Source organism: Streptomyces sp. NPDC026522 (genome assembly GCF_055567555.1).
This window is the reverse complement of record NZ_JBVHQF010000006.1, coordinates 232,167-249,771: the sequence shown is the minus strand read 5'-3', so window position 1 is coordinate 249,771 and position 17,605 is coordinate 232,167. Positions and strand designations below refer to the sequence as shown.

Annotated in this window: 30 protein-coding genes; 21 read left to right on the top strand and 9 right to left on the bottom strand. The window is 71.6% G+C overall.

From position 1 onward, the window contains the following. The first annotated feature begins 46 nt into the window (after nt 1-46). Nucleotides 47-169, top strand: coding sequence for a hypothetical protein (locus ACZ4M3_RS17745; protein ID WP_467733559.1), 123 nt, complete (start codon nt 47-49; stop codon nt 167-169). A gap of 130 nt (nt 170-299) precedes the next feature. Here ACZ4M3_RS17745 and ACZ4M3_RS17740 read toward each other — a convergent pair whose 3' ends face one another. Further along, nucleotides 300-1,079, bottom strand: a complete 780-nt coding sequence (locus tag ACZ4M3_RS17740; RefSeq protein ID WP_467733557.1) for a maleate cis-trans isomerase family protein — start codon at nt 1,077-1,079, stop codon at nt 300-302. A gap of 186 nt (nt 1,080-1,265) precedes the next feature. On the opposite strand from ACZ4M3_RS17740, the gene ACZ4M3_RS17735 reads away from it, so the two are divergent. The 13 genes from ACZ4M3_RS17735 to ACZ4M3_RS17675 all read left to right on the top strand — a co-directional run bounded on the left by ACZ4M3_RS17735 (nt 1,266) and on the right by ACZ4M3_RS17675 (nt 7,673). Then, on the top strand, nt 1,266-1,574 hold the full coding sequence (locus ACZ4M3_RS17735; protein ID WP_467733555.1) for a putative quinol monooxygenase: 309 nt from the start codon (nt 1,266-1,268) through the stop codon (nt 1,572-1,574). Nucleotides 1,575-1,883: 309 nt separating this feature from the next. Next, nucleotides 1,884-2,195 (top strand): gas vesicle protein GvpO, encoded by a 312-nt coding sequence (gene gvpO / locus ACZ4M3_RS17730; RefSeq protein WP_467733553.1) that lies wholly within the window; start codon nt 1,884-1,886, stop codon nt 2,193-2,195. Between the two features lie 48 nt (nt 2,196-2,243). After that, nucleotides 2,244-2,678: a gas vesicle structural protein GvpA gene (locus ACZ4M3_RS17725; protein ID WP_467733551.1), complete on the top strand. Its 435-nt coding sequence runs from the start codon at nt 2,244-2,246 to the stop codon at nt 2,676-2,678. Beyond that, nucleotides 2,675-3,394 (top strand): GvpL/GvpF family gas vesicle protein, encoded by a 720-nt coding sequence (locus ACZ4M3_RS17720; protein WP_467733549.1) that lies wholly within the window; start codon nt 2,675-2,677, stop codon nt 3,392-3,394. Before ACZ4M3_RS17725 ends, ACZ4M3_RS17720 begins: the two co-directional genes overlap by 4 nt. 6 nt (nt 3,395-3,400) lie before the next feature. Continuing rightward, the gene (locus tag ACZ4M3_RS17715; protein WP_453357150.1) at nt 3,401-3,637 is read left to right on the top strand and encodes a gas vesicle protein GvpG; all 237 of its coding nucleotides are present in this window, start codon (nt 3,401-3,403) and stop codon (nt 3,635-3,637) included. A gap of 8 nt (nt 3,638-3,645) precedes the next feature. After that, nucleotides 3,646-4,272: a DNA primase gene (locus tag ACZ4M3_RS17710; protein ID WP_467733547.1), complete on the top strand. Its 627-nt coding sequence runs from the start codon at nt 3,646-3,648 to the stop codon at nt 4,270-4,272. Further along, nucleotides 4,265-5,383, top strand: a complete 1,119-nt coding sequence (locus ACZ4M3_RS17705) for an SRPBCC family protein (RefSeq protein ID WP_467733545.1) — start codon at nt 4,265-4,267, stop codon at nt 5,381-5,383. The genes ACZ4M3_RS17710 and ACZ4M3_RS17705 overlap by 8 nt, the downstream gene beginning before the upstream one ends. Continuing rightward, the gene (locus ACZ4M3_RS17700; RefSeq protein WP_453357477.1) at nt 5,380-5,700 is read left to right on the top strand and encodes a gas vesicle protein; all 321 of its coding nucleotides are present in this window, start codon (nt 5,380-5,382) and stop codon (nt 5,698-5,700) included. Before ACZ4M3_RS17705 ends, ACZ4M3_RS17700 begins: the two co-directional genes overlap by 4 nt. After that, nucleotides 5,697-6,521 carry a GvpL/GvpF family gas vesicle protein gene (locus ACZ4M3_RS17695; RefSeq protein WP_467733543.1) on the top strand — a complete coding sequence of 275 codons (825 nt, stop codon included), beginning with the start codon at nt 5,697-5,699 and terminating at the stop codon, nt 6,519-6,521. Before ACZ4M3_RS17700 ends, ACZ4M3_RS17695 begins: the two co-directional genes overlap by 4 nt. After that, nucleotides 6,518-6,703 (top strand): gas vesicle protein, encoded by a 186-nt coding sequence (locus ACZ4M3_RS17690; RefSeq protein ID WP_467733541.1) that lies wholly within the window; start codon nt 6,518-6,520, stop codon nt 6,701-6,703. The genes ACZ4M3_RS17695 and ACZ4M3_RS17690 overlap by 4 nt, the downstream gene beginning before the upstream one ends. Then, nucleotides 6,700-6,972 (top strand): gas vesicle protein K, encoded by a 273-nt coding sequence (locus tag ACZ4M3_RS17685; protein WP_467733539.1) that lies wholly within the window; start codon nt 6,700-6,702, stop codon nt 6,970-6,972. Before ACZ4M3_RS17690 ends, ACZ4M3_RS17685 begins: the two co-directional genes overlap by 4 nt. A 43-nt stretch (nt 6,973-7,015) precedes the next feature. Continuing rightward, nucleotides 7,016-7,393 (top strand): hypothetical protein, encoded by a 378-nt coding sequence (locus ACZ4M3_RS17680; protein WP_467733537.1) that lies wholly within the window; start codon nt 7,016-7,018, stop codon nt 7,391-7,393. 118 nt (nt 7,394-7,511) lie between these two features. Then, on the top strand, nt 7,512-7,673 hold the full coding sequence (locus ACZ4M3_RS17675) for a hypothetical protein (RefSeq protein ID WP_037792689.1): 162 nt from the start codon (nt 7,512-7,514) through the stop codon (nt 7,671-7,673). A 193-nt stretch (nt 7,674-7,866) separates the two neighbouring features. Here ACZ4M3_RS17675 and ACZ4M3_RS17670 read toward each other — a convergent pair whose 3' ends face one another. Both ACZ4M3_RS17670 and ACZ4M3_RS17665 read right to left on the bottom strand, forming a co-directional pair. Next, nucleotides 7,867-8,724, bottom strand: coding sequence for an alpha/beta fold hydrolase (locus ACZ4M3_RS17670; protein WP_467733535.1), 858 nt, complete (start codon nt 8,722-8,724; stop codon nt 7,867-7,869). Between the two features lie 196 nt (nt 8,725-8,920). After that, nucleotides 8,921-9,544: a hypothetical protein gene (locus ACZ4M3_RS17665; RefSeq protein ID WP_467733533.1), complete on the bottom strand. Its 624-nt coding sequence runs from the start codon at nt 9,542-9,544 to the stop codon at nt 8,921-8,923. A 174-nt stretch (nt 9,545-9,718) separates the two neighbouring features. Between ACZ4M3_RS17665 and ACZ4M3_RS17660 the strand changes: the two genes are divergently transcribed. After that, nucleotides 9,719-10,396 carry a helix-turn-helix transcriptional regulator gene (locus ACZ4M3_RS17660; RefSeq protein ID WP_467733531.1) on the top strand — a complete coding sequence of 226 codons (678 nt, stop codon included), beginning with the start codon at nt 9,719-9,721 and terminating at the stop codon, nt 10,394-10,396. Between the two features lie 32 nt (nt 10,397-10,428). Continuing rightward, nucleotides 10,429-10,983, top strand: a complete 555-nt coding sequence (locus ACZ4M3_RS17655; protein ID WP_467733529.1) for a DUF3291 domain-containing protein — start codon at nt 10,429-10,431, stop codon at nt 10,981-10,983. 27 nt (nt 10,984-11,010) lie between these two features. Here ACZ4M3_RS17655 and ACZ4M3_RS17650 read toward each other — a convergent pair whose 3' ends face one another. The 4 genes from ACZ4M3_RS17650 to ACZ4M3_RS17635 form a co-directional block, all read right to left on the bottom strand. Then, nucleotides 11,011-11,547: a GNAT family N-acetyltransferase gene (locus ACZ4M3_RS17650; RefSeq protein ID WP_467733527.1), complete on the bottom strand. Its 537-nt coding sequence runs from the start codon at nt 11,545-11,547 to the stop codon at nt 11,011-11,013. 64 nt (nt 11,548-11,611) lie between these two features. Further along, a complete protein-coding gene (locus tag ACZ4M3_RS17645; protein WP_467733525.1) occupies nt 11,612-11,986 on the bottom strand; it encodes a DUF3618 domain-containing protein in 375 nt (124 codons plus the stop codon). Next, nucleotides 11,983-12,396, bottom strand: a complete 414-nt coding sequence (locus ACZ4M3_RS17640; protein WP_467733523.1) for a phage holin family protein — start codon at nt 12,394-12,396, stop codon at nt 11,983-11,985. The genes ACZ4M3_RS17645 and ACZ4M3_RS17640 overlap by 4 nt, the downstream gene beginning before the upstream one ends. Before the next feature lie 113 nt (nt 12,397-12,509). Continuing rightward, nucleotides 12,510-12,959, bottom strand: a complete 450-nt coding sequence (locus tag ACZ4M3_RS17635; RefSeq protein ID WP_467733521.1) for a PRC-barrel domain-containing protein — start codon at nt 12,957-12,959, stop codon at nt 12,510-12,512. Between the two features lie 189 nt (nt 12,960-13,148). On the opposite strand from ACZ4M3_RS17635, the gene ACZ4M3_RS17630 reads away from it, so the two are divergent. Beyond that, a complete protein-coding gene (locus ACZ4M3_RS17630) occupies nt 13,149-13,322 on the top strand; it encodes a CsbD family protein (RefSeq protein ID WP_467733519.1) in 174 nt (57 codons plus the stop codon). 62 nt (nt 13,323-13,384) lie between these two features. Here ACZ4M3_RS17630 and ACZ4M3_RS17625 read toward each other — a convergent pair whose 3' ends face one another. Continuing rightward, nucleotides 13,385-14,467: an SRPBCC family protein gene (locus tag ACZ4M3_RS17625; protein ID WP_467733517.1), complete on the bottom strand. Its 1,083-nt coding sequence runs from the start codon at nt 14,465-14,467 to the stop codon at nt 13,385-13,387. 3 nt (nt 14,468-14,470) lie between these two features. After that, nucleotides 14,471-15,526 (bottom strand): histone protein, encoded by a 1,056-nt coding sequence (locus tag ACZ4M3_RS17620; RefSeq protein ID WP_467733515.1) that lies wholly within the window; start codon nt 15,524-15,526, stop codon nt 14,471-14,473. A 186-nt stretch (nt 15,527-15,712) separates the two neighbouring features. Between ACZ4M3_RS17620 and ACZ4M3_RS17615 the strand changes: the two genes are divergently transcribed. From ACZ4M3_RS17615 to ACZ4M3_RS17600, 4 genes are read left to right on the top strand one after another with little or no spacing between them, the layout of a single operon-like run. Continuing rightward, nucleotides 15,713-16,087 carry a gas vesicle protein GvpO gene (locus tag ACZ4M3_RS17615; RefSeq protein ID WP_467733513.1) on the top strand — a complete coding sequence of 125 codons (375 nt, stop codon included), beginning with the start codon at nt 15,713-15,715 and terminating at the stop codon, nt 16,085-16,087. 26 nt (nt 16,088-16,113) lie between these two features. Beyond that, nucleotides 16,114-16,596, top strand: a complete 483-nt coding sequence (locus ACZ4M3_RS17610) for a gas vesicle structural protein GvpA (protein ID WP_467733511.1) — start codon at nt 16,114-16,116, stop codon at nt 16,594-16,596. A gap of 3 nt (nt 16,597-16,599) precedes the next feature. After that, nucleotides 16,600-17,319, top strand: a complete 720-nt coding sequence (locus ACZ4M3_RS17605) for a GvpL/GvpF family gas vesicle protein (RefSeq protein WP_467733509.1) — start codon at nt 16,600-16,602, stop codon at nt 17,317-17,319. Between the two features lie 34 nt (nt 17,320-17,353). Beyond that, nucleotides 17,354-17,602 (top strand): gas vesicle protein GvpG, encoded by a 249-nt coding sequence (locus ACZ4M3_RS17600; protein WP_467733507.1) that lies wholly within the window; start codon nt 17,354-17,356, stop codon nt 17,600-17,602. The last annotated feature ends 3 nt before the right edge of the window (nt 17,603-17,605 follow it).

The following is a 17,605-nucleotide window of genomic DNA, read 5'->3' as shown; positions in this document are numbered from 1 at the left end:
GGGGCGGCCCGAGCGACGGTGAACCTGGCTCGGAGGGGAGTATTCGATGGAGAACCTGCTGCGCATCCTCGTGGCCGGCGCGCTCTCGGGCGCCTTGATCGGTCTGGCGGGGGCCCTCGGCCGACGTCGGCGCAGCCGCCGGGAGGGCGGTGACCCGGACGCCCGCTGACGCCGGTACCACGCGGTGCGCGTTCGCGACCCACGCGCCCGTGTGACCGGTCGCCGCGCGCGTCCACCGGGGGGGACGGCGGCCGCCGAACGCGATGCACGCGCGTGCGGTGCCCGTCGGCCCTACGGAGTCACCTGTCGGTGGTGCGCGAGAACAGCTGTCCGTATCCGTCGATCCCGGCGGCCGAGCTCCCGGCGGCCCGGAGCGCGGCCCACAGCAGTACCTGGTTGGCCGTCAGTACCGGCCGTCGCAGGGTCCGTTCCATGCTCTCCACTGCCCCCACGGCGCGGAAACCGTTGCCGCCGACGACCACGGCCTCGGCGTCGGACGGCACGTGGCCGGCGACCCAGTCGTGCAGTTCGGCGGGCCGGATCAGCCGCTGCCCGCTGGGGAGCGAACAGGGAGCGGCGTACACCACCCCGAAGCCCGCGGCTTCGTAGTACGCCCGGCCGAGGCCGTTCAGTTCGGCGCTGAACCACGGCGGGTCGACCAGGGCGATCCGGTCCGCCCCCAGGGCGCGCAGCGCCCGCGCCGTGGCCGAGCAGGTGCCGACCACGGGCAGGCCGTGCGCCCGCGCGGACAGCCGGTCCAGCATCCCCGCCTCGGCTTCGGCTCCGGTCACGTACGCCGAGCTGGTGAAGGCGAACGCGAGCACGTCGACGGGCGCGGCGGCCAGCAGCTGCGCGGCCTCGTCGACATGGGGAGGGTCGGCGAAGGCCCGTACGGGGGCGAGCGGGATCGTGGGGTCCATGGCACCGCCCGACCGCATCGCGCCGAAGGGGACGCGCGCCGCGTGGATCCCGACGTCGCCGGGTGCCATGGCCCGCAGCTCGGACTCCGGTCCCACATCGGCGTGCGGGGTGAGCACGCCGATGCGCACCCGTGTGTCCCAGCCGTCCGGTCGGTACACCCTCGTCCTCCTCCGCGTCCGAGGCAGCATGGTTCGTCCGGCCCATCTTCTGCCTCCCGGCAGCCATCCTGTTGGAATCGCCGCGCCGCCGGGCGTGTGAGCCGGAGGCGCCGCGGGCGGCGGTGTTTGCTGACGGCAGACAGCACCCGAGCCGCGCGGCCACCACGCTCCAGGAGGAACCGGACCATGAAGTTCGCACAGATCATCGACTTCGAGACCGAGCGGATCGACGAGGTACGTGACCTCATGCGCGCCTACGAGGAGCAGGTCCGCTCGACGGGCCGGAGCAACACCCCTGCCGCCCGCACCCTGCTCCGGGACCGGGCCAACCCCAACCGCTACCTCGCCGTGGTCCGGTTCGAGTCCCACGAGGCCGCGATGGCCAACAGCAACGCGCCCGAGACCGGCGAGCTGGCCCAGCAGCTCTCGGGGCTGATGACCAGGCCGCCGGTCTACACCGACTGCGACATCGCGGAGGACCGGACGCTGGGCTGACCCGCGCCCGCCCCGGCGGGTTCAACACGTTCTGCGCAGGGCGGACCTCGGACACGGGTCCGCCCGCAAGCCATGGTCGGGCTTCTGGGCGAGTACGAAGAACTCGCCGCCCGACAACAGGCCGCCAGGCTCCGGTGGCACACCCGGCGGCTCACGCTGCCCGAACCTCCCGCACGGTGGCGCTCGCTTCGGCGGAGACGCCGAACAACTGCCCGCTGTAGCAAGGCGCTCCGGAGCGCCCCCACCGCCCCCGGCGAACGCGCACCGTTTGAGGCCGGGTCAGTCGGTCATACGCGGCAGGAGGAAGTCATGGCCAACACATCTGACGAAGACACACAGAAGAAGGCGGACGAAAGGAAGCCCCCGCGCCCGGCAGCGGTGATCCTCTCGGCGATGCAGCAGCTGTCCCAGCTGCTCGGCCTGCCGGCAGAGGCGGTGAGCTCCTGCGAGCGCGCCGAGGACGGCACCTGGAAGCTGAAGGTCGAGATCGTCGAACTGCCCCGCGTTCCGGACACGATGACGCTGCTCGCTTCGTACGACGTGGAAGTCGACGGCGACGGCGAGCTCATCGGCTACCGGCGTACCCGCCGCTACGAAAGGGGTCGTGCGGACCGCCGCTGATCCGGCGGAAGCGCCCGGCCCTGCCCGACAGAAAGGGAACCGGAAACTATGACTGTCGTTCCTGCCCAGCCCGCACCTGCCGCCTCGGGCGGCGGCTCCAGCGGCCTGTACGACGTACTCGAACTCATCCTGGACCGCGGCCTGGTCATCGACGCGTTCGTACGGGTCTCCCTGGTCGGCATCGAGATCCTCAAGATCGACATACGCGTGGTCGTGGCCAGCGTGGACACCTACCTGCGCTTCGCCGAGGCCTGCAACCGACTCGACCTGGAAGCCGGCCCCCGCAAGAGCCCCGGCCTGCCCGACCTCGTCGGTGAAATGACCGAATCGGGGGCACGCGGCAAGACCAAGGGCGCCCTGAGCGGCGCCGCGCAGACCATCTCCGACGCCTTCAGCCAGGCCCGCGACGAGAGCTCCGAAGAGAAGACGACCGAGAGCCGGCCGCGGCGCCGCACCACCACCCGCCGGGAGGAGAAGGAATGAGCACCTACGTCTACGGCATCACCCGCGCATCGCAGAAGCTGCCCGACAGCATCGAGGGGATAGGCGATCCGCCGCTGCCGGTCCGTACCGTCAAGGCCGGGGAGCTGGTGGCCCTGGTCAGCGACGCTCCCACGGAGCTGAAGGCCAAGCGCCGCGATCTGCTCGCCCACCAGCGGGTGGTGATCCAGGCGCAGGTGAGCGGGCCCGTCCTGCCGCTGCGCTTCGGCGGCGTCTCTCCCGACGACGAGGCCGTCGGCGCGATCCTCAACGAGCACCACGACGCCTACCTGGCCCGGCTGGGCGTCCTGACCGGCCGGGACGAGTACAACGTCAAGGCCAACCACCACGAGGATGCGGTCCTGTACGCCGTACTCGCGGCCGACCCCGAACTCCGCGCCCGGCACGAGGCCAACCGTGCGGCAGGGGGCGGCACCCACGAGCAGAAGCTGGCCTTCGGCGAACTCGTCGCCCGGGCGGTCGCGGAGCGCGAGCGCGCGGACGCCGGACTGATCGAGCAGACCCTCGCGCCCCTCGCCGAAGGGGTGCGCCGGGGTCCCGAGGGCACGGGCTGGCTCGCCAACTACTCGTTCCTCGTCGACCGCGAGCGCCGGGAGGACTTCCTCGCCGCCGTCCGCGGCCTGTACGAGCAGTACGAACACCTCCAGGTGCAGGCGACCGGACCGCTGCCCCCGTACAGCTTCGCCGAGGCGGGCTGAGCCCCCGTGGGGCTGCTCAAGGAAGTACTGCTGCTCCCTGCCGCGCCGCTGCGCGGGACCGGCTGGGTCCTGCGCCAGGTCGTCGCGGAAGCGGAGCGGCAGTACTACGACCCCGCCGTGGTCCAGCGCGAGCTCGCCGAGCTCGTCGCGGCCTTCGAGGCGGGCCGCATGGACGAGTCCGAATTCGACCGCCGGGAGGACGAACTCCTGGCCCGACTTGAAACCAGGATGCGACCCCAATGAACAACCGCATGGCAATGGGAGTGGCGCTGAGTGCCGGCTACGTGCTCGGCCGCACGAAGAAGGCCAAACTGGCCTTCGGCCTGACGACGCTGGTGCTCGGCCGCAAACTCGCCCCGGACGGAGCGTCGGTCGCTTCCTTCATAGGCAGCCGGCTGGGCGACAGCCCCCAGCTCAAGGAGATACGCGAGCAGTTGCGTACGGACCTGCGCGGGGTGGGATCGGCGGCCGCGAGCGCCCTGCTCGACCGGCGGCTGGAGGCGGTGGCCGACCGGCTCCACGACCGTACGCTGGACGTACAGGACCGCCTCGCCGGCCTGACCGGCCGCGACGACGAGGACGACGGCCGTGCGACCGACGAGGCCGATGAGGCTGACGGGGAGGACGAGAGCGGCGAGCGGGGCAAGGCCCGGGCGGCCGACGAGGGGGACGAGGACGGCGCCGCCGAGCGGTCGGCCCGCAAACGCCCGGCCCGCAAGCAGGCAGCCTCCCGTACGGGCAACCGCCGCACCTCCTCCGGCACGGCCAAGAGCCCCGACAGGGCCAAGCGCAGCAGCACCGGCGCCGACAAACCGCCTGCCCGGCGCGCCGCGAAGCGGTCCGCCGACCGCGGCCGGGGAGGTGACGGCGATGCCTGAGACCACCCTGGCACGACTCAAGGACAGTCCCGCCGCCGACCGGGCCAAGCAGGAACTGGAGGCCTACCTCCTGGCCCAGGCCGAACGCCTGCTGGCAGGGGCCGGGCGGGCCATGGGCCGGTCCACCGCCCACCTGAACGCACTGGCCGACGGCAGCAGCCCCGGCCTGAAGGCACTCGCGCTCGACGGTGCCCGCAGGATCGGCAAGGGGCGCGGCCCCCTCCGGGCGGTCGTCGAAGCCGGGGCGAAGCAGGCCAAGGACAAGGCTGCGGACGCCCTGCGCGACCGGCTGGGCAGGCGGGGCGGCAAGCCCGGCCGCGGCCGGCCCACCGTCATCCTCGAATCGGTGGACGTCGGCGTGCCCGTCAAGGACGCCTACAACCAGTGGACCCGGTACCGCGACTTCCCGGAGTTCGCGCGCGCCGTCACCAGCGCCGAAGCCACCGACGAGACCACCAGCAACTGGAACGCCAAGATCTTCTGGTCCCGCCGCAGCTGGACGGCTCACGTCACCGAGCAGGTGCCCGACGAGCGCATCGCCTGGACGTCCGAGGGCGCCAAGGGCACCACCCGCGGCGTGGTCACCTTCCACGAACTGGCGGTCGACCTCACCCGTGTCCTGCTGGTCATCGAGTACCACCCGCAGGGCCTCATGGAGAAGACCGCCAACCTCTGGCGGGCACAGGGCCGACGGGTCCGCCTGGACCTGAAGAACTACGCCCGTTACCTCACCGTGAAGGGCGGCGGGTCCGACGGTTGGCGCGGTGAGATCCGCGAGGGCGAGCTCGTCGAGGACCACCAGGAGTCCGCGGAGCACGAGGAGCCCGACGAGACCGACGCGGAGGACACGACCGACCCCTACGAGGACGAAGCCGCGGCCCCCGAGGCCGACGAGGCGGACGACGACGCCTACGACGAGGCCTATGAGGACGAGGGCGAGGACGAACCGGACGCGTACGCCTACGAGGACGAGGACGGCTACGAGGACGAAGCCGACACCCCCGAGGGCGACCGCGTGGAACCGGACGAGGAAGCCGGCCCCGCCCCCGAGGACGACGAGCCGGAAGCCGCCCGGCCGCGCGCCCGCCGGGAAGACCGACGGCGCGCATGACCATGCCCTCCGGCCTGCCCCGGCCTTACGACGACAACTCCAGTGCCAACCTCGCCGACATCCTCGAACGGGTCCTCGACAAGGGCGTGGTCATCGCCGGTGACATCCGCATCAACCTGCTCGACATCGAACTGCTCACCATCAAGCTCCGCCTGGTGGTCGCGTCGGTGGAGCGGGCCAAGGAGATGGGGATCGACTGGTGGGAACAGGACCCCGCCCTCTCCTCCAAGGCACGGCACCGCGAACTCGGCAGGGAGAACGAGGAACTGCGCCGACGCGTCGCCGAGCTGGAAGCGCGCCAGGAGGAACTGCCGTGACCGACGAACTGCTCTACGTCTACACCGTGCTGCGGAGCGCGACGCCGCAGTCCGTGCCCCTGGCGCTCGACCCACAGGCCCGTCTGGGTCACGGGCTCGAGCTGGTCGAGCACCAGGGGCTCACGGCAGTCGCAGAGCCCGTGGCGGCGGCCCACTTCGACGAGGAGCCGCTGCGCGCCCATCTGGAGGACCTGGACTGGCTCGCCGACGTGGCCCGGGCCCACCACGACGTGGTCGCCCATGTCGGACGCCAGACCACCACTGTTCCGCTCCGGCTCGCGACCCTCTGCCGGGGCCGCGACGGAGTCCGGCGGCTGCTGGCCGACGCCCACCGGGCCATCGGCGAAGCCCTGGAACGGGTGAAGGGCGCGGAGGAGTGGGGCGTCAAGCTCTACGCGCAGCCCGCACCCGCCGTCCCCCCGGCCACCGGCCCGGGCACGGCGGGGGCCTCCACCGCCTCCACCGCCTCCGCCGCTTCCGGCCGCGACTACCTCCGCCGCCGCCTGGCGGACCGCCGGGACCAGGCCGACCGTACCGGCCGGGCCCAGCGAACGGCCGAGGCCCTCCACGAACGGCTCAGCCACGAGGCGTCCGGCGCCGTCCTCCACCCGCCCCAGCACCAGCAGCTCTCCCAGGCGCCCGGACAGAACGTCCTCAACGCCGCCTACCTCGTGCCCACCGCGCACCGACAGGCCTTCCTCGACAAGGTCCCGGCGGCCGACGACCTGCCGCCCGGCCTCCGGGTGGAAGTCACCGGCCCCTGGGTTCCCTACTCCTTCACCCAGACCACCGCGCCCGCCGCGTCGGCCGAACCCGCATGACCGGAGACCAGGATGTCGCCCTCGTGGACCTCCTCGACCGCCTGCTGGCGGGCGGCGTGGTCCTCGCCGGCGACATCACCCTGCGGATCGCCGACATCGACCTGGTGCGCATCGACCTCAAAGCCCTGATCAGCTCGGTGAACGACACCGTGCCCGCCCCCTGGAGGGAAGGAGCGTCATGAGCCGTCCGCAGCGGGTGGACCTCGACCCCGACACCGTGGAACGCGACCTCGCCCGCCTCGTCCTGACCGTCATCGAACTGCTGCGGCAGCTGATGGAGTGCCAAGCCCTGCGCCGGGTCGAGAGCGGCGGCCTCACCGAGGACCAGGAGGAGCGGCTCGGCCTGACGCTAATGCTCCTCGAAGACCGGATGGACCTCCTGCGCAGCCGCTTCGGACTCCGCCCCGAGGACCTCAACATCGACCTCGGGCCGCTGGGAAAGCTCCTGTGACCGCGCGGGGTTTACCACACGGGCATGCGGTTACACGCGGGACATGACTGAATCGGAGAAGTCCACCAACAGCCGTTCCACAGACCGTAGTTCCTCCAACGGAACCAAGACCAGGTCCCGGGCGGGGAGTGCCGCGCGCGAGGGCGCGAAGGCGGCCTCCGACGCGGCGAGCGGCACCGCGGGCGTATTCACGGCGCTGCCCGCCCCGCTGGCGGAGAAGACCGCAGCGGCGGCGCAGGCACTCCGCGGCACCGTCGGCCGGGCCGGCTGGGTCTGGAGCGCGCTCCGGGCCCGCAAGGCCATCGCGGCCGGAGCCGCCACCGCGGGCGCGGCCGCCGTAACCACCGCCTACACCCTGGGCCGCCGCACGGCCCTGCGCCGCCGCGGCCCGCTCACCAGGCTCACCGGCGGCCGCATCTGACTCTGGGCTGTGCGGAAGGCGGGGATCTCTTGCCCACCTGCGGGGATAAGAAACAAATAAGAATCGAATGCATGGGGGCGGAGCGCCCGGGCAGAAGGCGCTTCGGAGGTTGATAACTATGGTTCCCCTGCTTCTCGTTCTTCTGCTCGCCCTGATCCTCTTCGGTGCCGGTTTCGCGGTGAAGATCCTCTGGTGGGTCGCCATCGCCGTGCTGGTGCTGTGGCTGATCGGTTTCGTCGCTCGTCCGAAGGGGGGCAGCGGCCGCTGGTATCGCTGGTAGTCGCACCGCGACGGCGCGGTACACCCACGCAGGGCGGTGGCCCGTCGTGCTCCTCTTCCGAAGAGGGCGCGGCAGGCCACCGCCCTGTTCCGCTTGTTGCCCGGCCCCGGTGACAGCCGCACGGGGGTCCCACCCCGGCCTTCGCAGTACTGGCGGCGCGCCTGCTGCACGCCGACACCACCGGTCTGGAGCGTCATTCCCGGGACTGGTCGGCTGCCATCGTGAGGAACTCAACGAGCAGGCGGTTCGTCTGCGCGGGGGCCGCGGTGGGCAGCGCGTAGTGGGTCAGGTGCGGGAGCGTCTCGATCCGGGCGTGCGGTACGGCCTCGCGGGCGCGGGCCGCGACCTTCTCCGGATCGTGAGCGCTGCTGCGGCCGGCCAGCAGGACCAGCAGCGGGGCGCGGAGCGCCCTGGGGTCGGGGCGGCGGCCCACGATCAGCTTGCGGTCCGCGACATCCGAGACCGCCAGGGCGTAGAGCCGCTTCCACTCCGGGTCGGTGTCGGTGCCCGCCGTCTCGCGGTCGAGGTAACCGAGCGCGCGGGCCGCCGTCTGCCGCACCAGCACGGGAAGTGAGCGCAGCAGGAAACTCGGGCGGTAGCCCGCGAAACACTGGGTCGGATCGAGGAGCGCCAGCCGCTCGACCCGCTGCGCCGCGTGCAGGGCGTACGTCAGCGCGATCCAGGCACCGTAGGAGTGCCCCAGCAGGCTGACGCCGGCGATGCCGAGGCCGTCGAGGAGCGCGTCCAGCCAGGCCATCAGGTCGGCGGTGGCACGCAACGGGCGGCCCGCCCGCACGCTGCGGCCGGCGTCGCCGAGGATGTCGGCGGCGAACACCCGGTGGTCCACGCCGAGCGCCGCGGCGTTGGCGAACCAGACGGCGCCGGTGGAGCCGCCGCCGTGCAGGAGCAGAAGCGGAGGGGCGTCGACCGGCCCGTACGCATGGACCCGGGTCGTGCCGTACGGGGTCGGGACGTCGATCTCGGCGGTACCGGCCGGCCAGCGGGCCAGCAGTGCGTCGTAGGCGGCGAAGAAGTCTTGGGATGCGGACACGGTGTACCTCCTGAGCGGCCTCTCGTTGATCAATCATCCCACCCTGAACTCCGCCTACGGAGGCCCGGGTTCGCCGTACGCAACGGCCTGCACGCGAGCGCCCTGCGGGCCTTGGTCCGGCTGCTCGACGCCGACCGCGCGGGCAATCCCTCACCCCGGTACGGCTCGGCGAGGCGCTGAACCTCAACTCGGCGGACTACGGCTGTCCGGGGTTCCCACCGGACCAGTACAGGGCGGTGTCGATGTCGCGCGGGGTCCAGCCTGCGGCGGGCGCCGCGCTGTGTGCGAGGAGGTCGTCGAGGAGTTGCACGTAGCGGCCGTAGCGTCCCGGCGCCCGGGTGAGGGTGAGACCAAGGGCGTCGAGTGCTTGTTGGACACGGCGGTCGTAGACGGCCATCCGCGTAGGTGCGGCTGCGGTCAGGACCGCTGAGGCAAGGGCGTCACCGGAGGCGAAGCCGGGCAGCGCGGTGATGACGCGACGTCCTGCGCCGGCCGCCTCACCGAGGGGCAGCGCGGTGTCGCGGACCGCGGCCACGGCTCGCTCGGTGACGGCGCGCACCTGGCTGTCGGGCTCGGACATGAGCGCCGATGCCCACCGCGTCCGCGCGGAGAGCCGTTTCCAGACGACCAGCGCCGCGATGTCGGCCTTGCCGAGGCTGCCCGCACGGTCGGCGCGCTGCGCCACCTCGTGGAAGGTCTCGTCGTAATGGGGCGGGACGTGGGCCAGGTAGCCGGCCCGGGCGGGGACGAGGACGTCCCATGCATGGCCGTAGCGGGCAGCGGACGCCTCGTCCGCCGTCGCGCCCGAGGTCGTCTTCATGTGCACATCATGCCGCTGGCGCCGCGCAATTGGGGGCGTATCCCGGTACGCCGCCGCCCGGACCCTACCGGCAGGCCGCCGGCCGGGCGCCCCGGTCCGCGGCCGGGCGGCCCCCGTTCACCCCCCGAGGTCCGCGCTTCTAATGCCAACCCGGGTTGTTCCTAGAATGGCCGGGTGGAAGACATCGATGCGATCGCGGCGTTGCAAGATCCGGTGCGGCGCCGACTGTACGAGTACGTGGTGGCGCAGGGCCGTGAGGTCGGACGCAATGAGGCCGCCGAAGCGGTCGGGGTCGCGCGTACGCTCGCCGCGCACCATCTGGACAAGCTCTCGGAGGCCGGGCTGCTGGAGAGCGGCAGCCGGCGCCTGACGGGGCGCTCGGGGCCGGGGGCGGGCCGTCCCGCCAAGGTGTACACGCGGGCGCGGGTCGAGCGGGCGGTGTCGCTGCCCGCCCGCGACTACCGCACCGCGGCCGAGCTGCTCGCCGAGGCCGCGGAGCAGGCCGGGCTGGACGCGGGGCTCTGCGCGGCCGCCCGCCGCCGGGGCGAGGCCCTGCGCGGTTCGGCTGAGTCCTGCGGCGGCCTCGAAGAGGCGGTGGAGATGCTGGCCGCTCGCGGCTACGAGCCGTACCTGGAAGGTTCCGACGGTACGGACGCGGAAGCTGAGCGAGTCGTCCGCATGCGCAACTGCCCCTTCCATGCCGTTGCCGAACGCTTCCCGCCGCTCGTCTGCGGCATGAACCTGGCCCTGCTGGAAGGGCTGTTCGGCACGGACGGCCCGGTCCGCCCGCGCATGGACGCCCGCCCGGGGGAGTGCTGTGTGGTGCTGACTTCTAAAAATAATTTGCGTTGACATAGAAAACCGGGCCGTGTTGAGATGTGGCCATGACCGCATCCGTGCCTGCCGCCCATCTCGCCCAGCTCAACGTCGCGACGCTCCGCCACCCCCTCGACGACCCCCGCATGGCGCCGTTCGTCGACATGCTCGACCCGCTCAACGCCTCCGCCGACAGCACGCCCGGATTCGTGTGGCGACTCGTGGGGGAGGGGGCGGCGGACGCCACCGAGCTGCGCCCGGCGGGCGAGGACGTCATCGTCAACCTGACGGTGTGGGAGAACCGCCAAGCCCTGTGGGACTTCACTTACCGCAGTGGGCACTTGGAGGTGATGCGGCGGCGCCGCGAATGGTTCGACCGGCACGTCGAGGCGCACCTGGTGCTCTGGTGGGTCCCCGCCGGCCATCTCCCCACCGTCGGTGAGGCCCTGGCGCGGCTGGCGGACCTTCGGACGCACGGGCCGTCGCCGCGCGCGTTCACCTTCGCCTCCTCCTACACCGCCGCCGAAGCCGCCCAGCACCTTGCAACGCCGCCGTCGGCGCAGCCTGCGCCGCCCGTTGCGAGCGGGCGGCCGGCGTCGATCGGGGACACGGCGCCGGTGTAGGGGCCCGGTCCGCGCGGTGGCGATCCGTTACATGGGGAACGAGAGCAGACGGACCTCTCCGGCCGGCCAGTTCGCTCCGTCGTGCAGGGGTGTGACCATGGTCCGCAGTGGCATCAGCACGTGACCTCCGTGCTGCTCGACGTGGACGTCCTGGTCCAGCGCCCGCCAGCCGAGCCGCTCGTAGAGGGGGACGAGTGGCTCCCGGCAGAAGAGGAGCGCGTGGTGAGGTCCCAGCCTCCGGGCGTGGTCCAGCGCGGCCGTGACGACCCGCCGCGCAAGTCCGCGGCCCCGGACGTCCGGCGCGACGGCTACTCCGCCGACGCCCACCACTTCGGTGGCGACGCCGCCGATGGCTATGGGCAGTCTGAGCAGGCCGGCGTGCGCCACGAGGCGGCCACCGAGCCGGATGCCGAAATGTTCGTCCTTGGGCAGCCAGGTGAGGCCGGTGTACGTGACGCCGAACGGGTCGGCGGCGTCGCCGAGGATCTCCCCCTGCTCGGTCGCCGTGTACTGCGTGAGTCGCACGGCGGTCGGGGGTGCGGGCGGTGACAAGTGATCGGTCATACCCCCATGATCCTTCGTACGTCGGCTCCTGCTCAACGCCAAGTGCGGCCGCCGCGACCGCGGTTCACCGGGGGCGCCGACTGTGGCGCAGGAGCAGGACGAGCGCCAGGGCCGCGCCGGCCGCCAGCACCGGAGTGCGGTTCGCCCGGACGAAGGCGGACGCCTGGCGTCCCTTGTCGAGGAGCGGTTCCGGCGTCTTGTCCGCAGCCAGCTGCACGGCGTGCCCGGCCTTCGCGCGAATCTGTCCGGAGATCAAGGCGGCCTTCTCCGCCGCCCGTTCCTTCGCCGCGGCCGTCTTCTCCTTGGCGCGTGCCGGGACATCGGCCTTGGCCGCCAATGCCTCGACGGTCTGCCCCAGTTCGTCGCGCGTGTGCTCGATCTGCTCGCGCAGCTCCTCGGGCGTGGGGGTGCCGATACCGGTACGGGGCTCGTCAGTCATCGGTGTGCCTTCTCCCTGATCTCGGCCACGTCGGCCTTGATGCTGTCGATGGTCTGCTCTGGCGTCGGCGCGCCGGCCTTCGCGATCTGCTTCTTGCCGGACACCGCCGTCACCGCGGCAACCGCGCCCAGTACCGCCGTGACGACGAGGGCCGCGGCCCAGACCGGCAGTACCAGTGCGAGTGCCGCGATGCACGTGGCCACCAGCGCCTGAGCGGCCAGGATGCCGATCAGGCCCGCTGCTCCGAAGAGGCCGCCGCCCTTGCCGAAACGCTTGCCCTTCTGCGTCATCTCCGCCCGGGCCAGCCGCATCTCTTCCCGGACCAGCTCCGAGATCTGCTGGGAGGCCCGCGAGACCAGCACGCCCACCGAGTCGTCGGTGGTGTGGGCCTGTCGTTCTACCGTGGTCATTGCGAAGTCACCGTCCTTCCGTCCTTCCGTCCTTCCGTCCTGCCGACCTTCCGTCGTGCACCTCGTGCACTCGTGCGCCGTCCGTCGGGCCGTGCGCGGGCCGCGGCGCTCCGCTATCGCCCGAGCGTGGCCCGCCGCAGGCGCGAGGTGCCGCGTTCCCGTCCGGCCGTTCCCTCCCGGATGGCCTGCGCCCGGTCCATCTGTCCCCAGCCCGCACCGCTCTCGGCATTGACCTCATCCCGCGCGTCGCGGAGACCGTAGTGGGCGAACAACTGCTGCTCCTCGGCGACGGACAGCACGCTGGCGCAGTCCAACGCCGCGCAAGGGGCCTGCTCGATCAGGGACACCGGGTACGGGACGACCAGGTGCTCCTCCTCCAGCGACGCGTGACGCAGTGGAACGAACACCCCGCCCAGCCCCGACGCACGGTCGACGAGCCGGGCCCATTCCGGCCTCCCGGTGGTGTCGTCCACCAGCACGTACTCCACCGTGCCGACGCGCTGACCCTGCTCCGTGTGCGCCGCGCAGGTGGCCAGTACCGCCAGCTGTTCCTGAGTGATCACCGCTGCTCCTCGCCTGTGCGTCGCGCCCCTGTAGTCCACGCGCCTACCCAGGCGGCGTCGGCTGAAAAGGACGGAGGTGGAGTATCGCGGCCGTTCTTTGCTGCGTTTTATCCGTTATGCGTATTGATGTTCGTGCGGGGTACAGGATCAGCGAACCCGCGTTGCCACTGCGGCGTGGAGGTGAAAGGCATGGGTGCAGGCAAGAAGGCCAAGAACGTCGCGAAGACGACCAAAGGCAAGGTGAAGGAAACCACGGGCAAGGCTGTGGGGAACGAAAGTCTGGAGGCGAAGGGGCGGGGTGAGCAGGCGCTGGGTGACGCCAAGCAGGCCGCTCAGAAGGCGAAGGACGCGCTCAAGCACTGACACGCGGAGATGAACCATCACGAGGGCCGGCGGACGTGCTCCGCCGGCCCTCGCGTGCGGTCTCACCTGGCGCGCGAACGCCGCCGCCGCCGGGGCGGGGAGGTTTCGTACTCCTCGTCCTCGTCTTCGTCCTCGTCCTCGGGCTCCTCGGGTTCACCTTCCTCTTCGTCCTCGTCGGTGTACTCCCCGTTCTCGTCCTCCCCGGTCTCTTCGTCCGGGTACTCCTCCTCGTCCGGTTCGGCTCCCTCGTCCTCGTCCTCGTCCGCGTACTCGCCTTCGTCCTCGCCTTCCTCCTCGCCCTCCTCGTTTTCGGCTTCTTCCTCTTCGAGGGCTTCCTCATGGGTCCGGACGACCTCGCCGTCCCGGATCTCACCGCGCCAGCCTTCCGGTTCATCGGTGGTGAGCATGGTGTGGCGCAGGAAGTTCTTGAGGTCCAGCCGCAGACGGCGGCCCTGGGCCCGCCACAGGTTGCCGGTCTTCTCGAACAGGCCGGAGGGGTAGTACTCGACGATGATGACGATGCGGGTCAGTGACGGAGCGAGCTCATGGAACGTGACGCAGCCTCGCGTGGTGCCCTTGGCGCCTTGGGAGGTCCACACGATGCGTTCGTCCGGTATCTGTTCCTGGACCGTCGCCTTCCAGCTCCGCGTGGAGGGGCCGACCTTGACCTTCCAGTCGCTGTTGGTGTCGTCGTCGCGGGAGACGTCGCGGACGCCTTTGGCGAATCCGCTGAAGTCTTCGTACTGGGTCCAGAAGTCGTAGACCGTGCGGAGCGGGAGGCCGACGTCCAGTGCTTCCACGATGTTGACGATCTTGCCGCCGCCGCTCTTGCGGCCCCGGCCCTTGCCGCCGCCGAAAGCCTGGGAGATGGTGTCGCCCACCTTGTCCTTGAGGTCTCCGAGTTTCTGGCCGGCGATGGCTTTGAGGGGGGAGTCGCCCTGGAGGAGCCGTCCGCCGATGCCGGCGACGTCCGAGAGCGAACCGCCGTTGTCGGCGACGTCGTAGAGCTGGTCGGTGAGGTCGGAGAGCTTGTCGGTGGCCTTGTCGGCGAGCTGGTCGGCCTGGGCGCCGAGGTATCCGGTCAGTTCCTTCAGCAGCTGGTCCAGTCCGGAGGGCTGTGACGAGGCGCGGTCTGAGGTTGCCATGGCCTACCTCCGCGGGGCCGTCTTGCGGGCCGTGGTCTTCTTGGCTGCCGTCTTCCGGGCGGGGCTACGGCCTGTGGTCTTCTTGGCCGTGGCCTTCGTGGCGGCGCTCTTGCGCCCGGGGCTCTGAGCCGTGGTCCGCTTGCGCGGCGCGCTGCCGGCCTTCTTCGCGGCCTGCTTCGACGGCGCGGTCCTGGGGGCGGAGCTCTTCTTGGCCGGCGCCGTCTTCGACTCGGGCCTGCCGCCGGCGGTCTTCTTCGCGGCGGGCTTCGTCGCCGCGGCCTTCTTGGCCGTCGTCTTCTTCGCCGGTGCGGAACTCTTGGCCGGAGCCCTCTTCGCGGGGGCGGGGGCAGCCCTCTTCGCCGGCGCCCGCTCAGCGGGTGCGGCCTTCTTCGCCGGTGCGGCCTTCTTCGCGGGGGCCTTCTTCGCCGGGCTGGGACGCTGTCCCGCCTTCCGGGCGGGGGCGGCGGCCTTGCCGGTCCGGGCGCGGGCCGCGGTGCGGGTCCGGCGCGGCGGCGGGGGAGGCTCTTCTTCCTCCTCTTCTTCCTCTTCCTCGGGCGCTTCCTCTTCCTCTTCTTCCTCTTCGGGCTCTTCCTCGGGTTCCTCCTCCTCTTCGGCTTCCGCTTCCGGCTCCTCCTCGCCGTACTCCTCTTCCTCCTCCTCCGGCTCCTCCTCGTCCTCGTACGGTTCCTCGTCCTCGTAGGGCTCCTCGTCCTCGCCCTGGTCCTCGTCGCCGCGGCCGCCGCCGCCGCGCGAGAGTTCGCGCGTGCGCTCGTGCAGGGAGCCGGCGAGGTCGGCGAGCTTGCGGTTGGCCGCGGCGGTCAGCGCCTGGCGGCCGGCGTCGAGGGCCTCACCCCGCAACTGCTCGCCGAGATCGGCGAACTGCGGCATCTCCTTGAGCCGGGAGGCACCCTCCTTGAGCAACTGCCCCGGTTCGAGTCCGAAGCGGCGGCCCGCCAGATAGGTGGCCATGGTGAACGCCAGGCGGCCCTTCTTCGCCCGGCCGAGTACGTATCCTCCAGCCACGGCGGCTGCGAGCGCGATCTTGGTGGTGTCCTCCATGATCATCCCCTACCAGGGCGCTGACGGACTTGGTGGTCGCCCACGGACAGCGCATCGCGACGCTCGCGCTGCCCGTCGATGAGAAAGGGGCGGTCCTAGAAAAGCTCCTGCCCCTGAGGAGAGACTTATGCCTGAATATGGTGACATTCTAGTTTCTGTGAGGCCGTCTCCCCAAGGGAGGGACATATGGCCGCAGCGGAACCCGCACGCCCCGGGCGGCCCTCGGAGCACGCCGCCGGTGGCGGCGGAGCGCGGGACAGGAAGGTGCCCCCGCGCCCCGCGCCCCGGCGCCGCTCCGGGACACCGGGCGCGGCGGCGGCGATGCGCGCCGCGGCCGAGCAGCTCGCGGAACTCCTGGGCCGGTTCCCCGACTCCGTCTCCTCGCTCAAGCCGACCGAGGACGGCTGGGAGGCGCAGGTGGAGGTGGTCGAGCTGGAGCGCATCCCGGACACCACCAGCGTGATGGCCAGCTACCGGGTCGCGCTGGACGAGGAGGGCGAGCTGATCTCCTACGAACGCACCCGCCGCTACAGCCGCGGCATGATCGACCGGCAGACCTGAGCGGGCCGCCGGCGGAAGGAGGCGCCATGACCATGGTGCCGCAGGGCGGCAGCCCCGTCGCGCGGGGGCAAGGGGGCGGCACGAGCAGCCTCTACGACGTCCTGGAGCTCATCCTCGACCGCGGGCTGGTCATCGACGTCTTCGTCCGCGTCTCATTGGTGGGCATCGAACTCATCAAGATCGACGCGCGGATCGTGGTGGCCAGCGTCGACACCTACCTCCGCTTCGCAGAGGCCTGCAACCGGCTCGACCTCGAAGCCGGCCGCAAGGCCCCCGCCCAGCTCCCGGAGGTCATGGGCAACATGCTCGAGGGCGGGGCCCGCGGGAAGACCAAGGGGGCCCTCGGCGGGGCCGCGGACGCCGTCACGGATGCCCTGACCGGCAAGTCCTCCAAGTCTTCGAAGTCCTCCAGGTCCGGCGAGCCGGAAGAAGAGGAAGAGGCGGAGGAAGAGGCCCCCAGGCGCCGCCGGCCCGCTGCCCGGCGTCCCGTACGGCGGGAGAGGGAGTAAGCGATGCCGCTCTACGTGTACGCGATCACCGCCAAGGACCACCCGCTCCGCCTGGACGGCCTGAGCGGCGTCGGCTCCGAGGCCACGGGGCTGCGGACGGTGACCGCCGGGCCCCTGTGCGCGGTGGTCAGCGACGTCGCCGAGGAAATCCGGCCCAAGCGCCGCGACCTCACCGCGCACCAGGAGGTCCAGGAGCGGCTGATGTCCGACGGCGTCGTCCTGCCGCTGCGGTTCGGCTACGTCGCCGCGGACGACCTCGCGGTCCGCGAGGCCCTGGAGACCAACGCCGAGAGCTACCTCGCCGCACTCGAACGCCTTGAGGGCTGCGCCGAGTACCACGTGCGGGCCTCGCAGACCGATGAGGCACCGCTGCTCCAGCAGATCCTGGCGGACCTCCCCGAAGCGAGGGAGCTCAACGACCGGATCCGCGGCGGAGACCGCGATCCCGGCCTGCCGCTCGCCCTGGGAGAACTCGTCGCCCGCGAGGTGCAGACCCGGCAGGAGGGCCTGGCGGCCGGCCTGACCGAGGCGCTCGTCCCCTTCGCGCGCGAACACGTCACCCGGCCCCCCGCCGCCGGCGAGCTGCTCAACCTCTCCCTCCTCGTGCCGGACGAGCAGAATGAGGCCCTCCGCGCGGCGGAGGCCGACCTGGCCCGCGAGGTCGGCAGCGATGTCGAACTGCGGTTCTCCGGCCCCCTGCCGCCCTACAGCTTCGTCCAGTAACCACACCGCCACCCGGATCGGAGGGAGGAGGACCATGGGACTGCTGACCAGCCTGCTGACGCTCCCCGTCGCACCGGTACGTGCCGTCACCTGGGTCGCCCAGCGCGTCGTCGACAAGGCCGAAGAGGAGTACTACGACCCCGCGCCGATCTGGCGCCGGCTCGCCGAGCTGGAGCAGCAACTGCTGCGCGGAGAGATCGACCAGGACGCCTTCGACCGCCAGGAGGACGAACTCCTCGACCGGCTGGACGAGATCTCCGAGTTCCGGCGCCAGCTGCCCTGAGCA

Excerpts from the sequence above, each read along its gene's own strand:
- ACZ4M3_RS17745 (WP_467733559.1), top strand. The coding sequence starts at position 47 with ATGGAGAACCTGCTGCGCATCCTCGTGGCCGGCGCGCTCTCGGGCGCC.
- ACZ4M3_RS17735 (WP_467733555.1), top strand. The coding sequence starts at position 1,266 with ATGAAGTTCGCACAGATCATCGACTTCGAGACCGAGCGGATCGACGAG.
- gvpO (WP_467733553.1), top strand. The coding sequence starts at position 1,884 with ATGGCCAACACATCTGACGAAGACACACAGAAGAAGGCGGACGAAAGG.
- ACZ4M3_RS17725 (WP_467733551.1), top strand. The coding sequence starts at position 2,244 with ATGACTGTCGTTCCTGCCCAGCCCGCACCTGCCGCCTCGGGCGGCGGC.
- ACZ4M3_RS17720 (WP_467733549.1), top strand. The coding sequence starts at position 2,675 with ATGAGCACCTACGTCTACGGCATCACCCGCGCATCGCAGAAGCTGCCC.
- ACZ4M3_RS17710 (WP_467733547.1), top strand. The coding sequence starts at position 3,646 with ATGGCAATGGGAGTGGCGCTGAGTGCCGGCTACGTGCTCGGCCGCACG.
- ACZ4M3_RS17705 (WP_467733545.1), top strand. The coding sequence starts at position 4,265 with ATGCCTGAGACCACCCTGGCACGACTCAAGGACAGTCCCGCCGCCGAC.
- ACZ4M3_RS17700 (WP_453357477.1), top strand. The coding sequence starts at position 5,380 with ATGACCATGCCCTCCGGCCTGCCCCGGCCTTACGACGACAACTCCAGT.
- ACZ4M3_RS17690 (WP_467733541.1), top strand. The coding sequence starts at position 6,518 with ATGACCGGAGACCAGGATGTCGCCCTCGTGGACCTCCTCGACCGCCTG.
- ACZ4M3_RS17685 (WP_467733539.1), top strand. The coding sequence starts at position 6,700 with ATGAGCCGTCCGCAGCGGGTGGACCTCGACCCCGACACCGTGGAACGC.
- ACZ4M3_RS17680 (WP_467733537.1), top strand. The coding sequence starts at position 7,016 with ATGACTGAATCGGAGAAGTCCACCAACAGCCGTTCCACAGACCGTAGT.
- ACZ4M3_RS17675 (WP_037792689.1), top strand. The coding sequence starts at position 7,512 with ATGGTTCCCCTGCTTCTCGTTCTTCTGCTCGCCCTGATCCTCTTCGGT.
- ACZ4M3_RS17665 (WP_467733533.1), bottom strand. The coding sequence starts at position 9,544 with ATGAAGACGACCTCGGGCGCGACGGCGGACGAGGCGTCCGCTGCCCGC.
- ACZ4M3_RS17655 (WP_467733529.1), top strand. The coding sequence starts at position 10,429 with ATGACCGCATCCGTGCCTGCCGCCCATCTCGCCCAGCTCAACGTCGCG.
- ACZ4M3_RS17650 (WP_467733527.1), bottom strand. The coding sequence starts at position 11,547 with ATGACCGATCACTTGTCACCGCCCGCACCCCCGACCGCCGTGCGACTC.
- ACZ4M3_RS17645 (WP_467733525.1), bottom strand. The coding sequence starts at position 11,986 with ATGACTGACGAGCCCCGTACCGGTATCGGCACCCCCACGCCCGAGGAG.
- ACZ4M3_RS17640 (WP_467733523.1), bottom strand. The coding sequence starts at position 12,396 with ATGACCACGGTAGAACGACAGGCCCACACCACCGACGACTCGGTGGGC.
- ACZ4M3_RS17630 (WP_467733519.1), top strand. The coding sequence starts at position 13,149 with ATGGGTGCAGGCAAGAAGGCCAAGAACGTCGCGAAGACGACCAAAGGC.
- ACZ4M3_RS17625 (WP_467733517.1), bottom strand. The coding sequence starts at position 14,467 with ATGGCAACCTCAGACCGCGCCTCGTCACAGCCCTCCGGACTGGACCAG.
- ACZ4M3_RS17620 (WP_467733515.1), bottom strand. The coding sequence starts at position 15,526 with ATGGAGGACACCACCAAGATCGCGCTCGCAGCCGCCGTGGCTGGAGGA.
- ACZ4M3_RS17615 (WP_467733513.1), top strand. The coding sequence starts at position 15,713 with ATGGCCGCAGCGGAACCCGCACGCCCCGGGCGGCCCTCGGAGCACGCC.
- ACZ4M3_RS17610 (WP_467733511.1), top strand. The coding sequence starts at position 16,114 with ATGACCATGGTGCCGCAGGGCGGCAGCCCCGTCGCGCGGGGGCAAGGG.
- ACZ4M3_RS17605 (WP_467733509.1), top strand. The coding sequence starts at position 16,600 with ATGCCGCTCTACGTGTACGCGATCACCGCCAAGGACCACCCGCTCCGC.
- ACZ4M3_RS17600 (WP_467733507.1), top strand. The coding sequence starts at position 17,354 with ATGGGACTGCTGACCAGCCTGCTGACGCTCCCCGTCGCACCGGTACGT.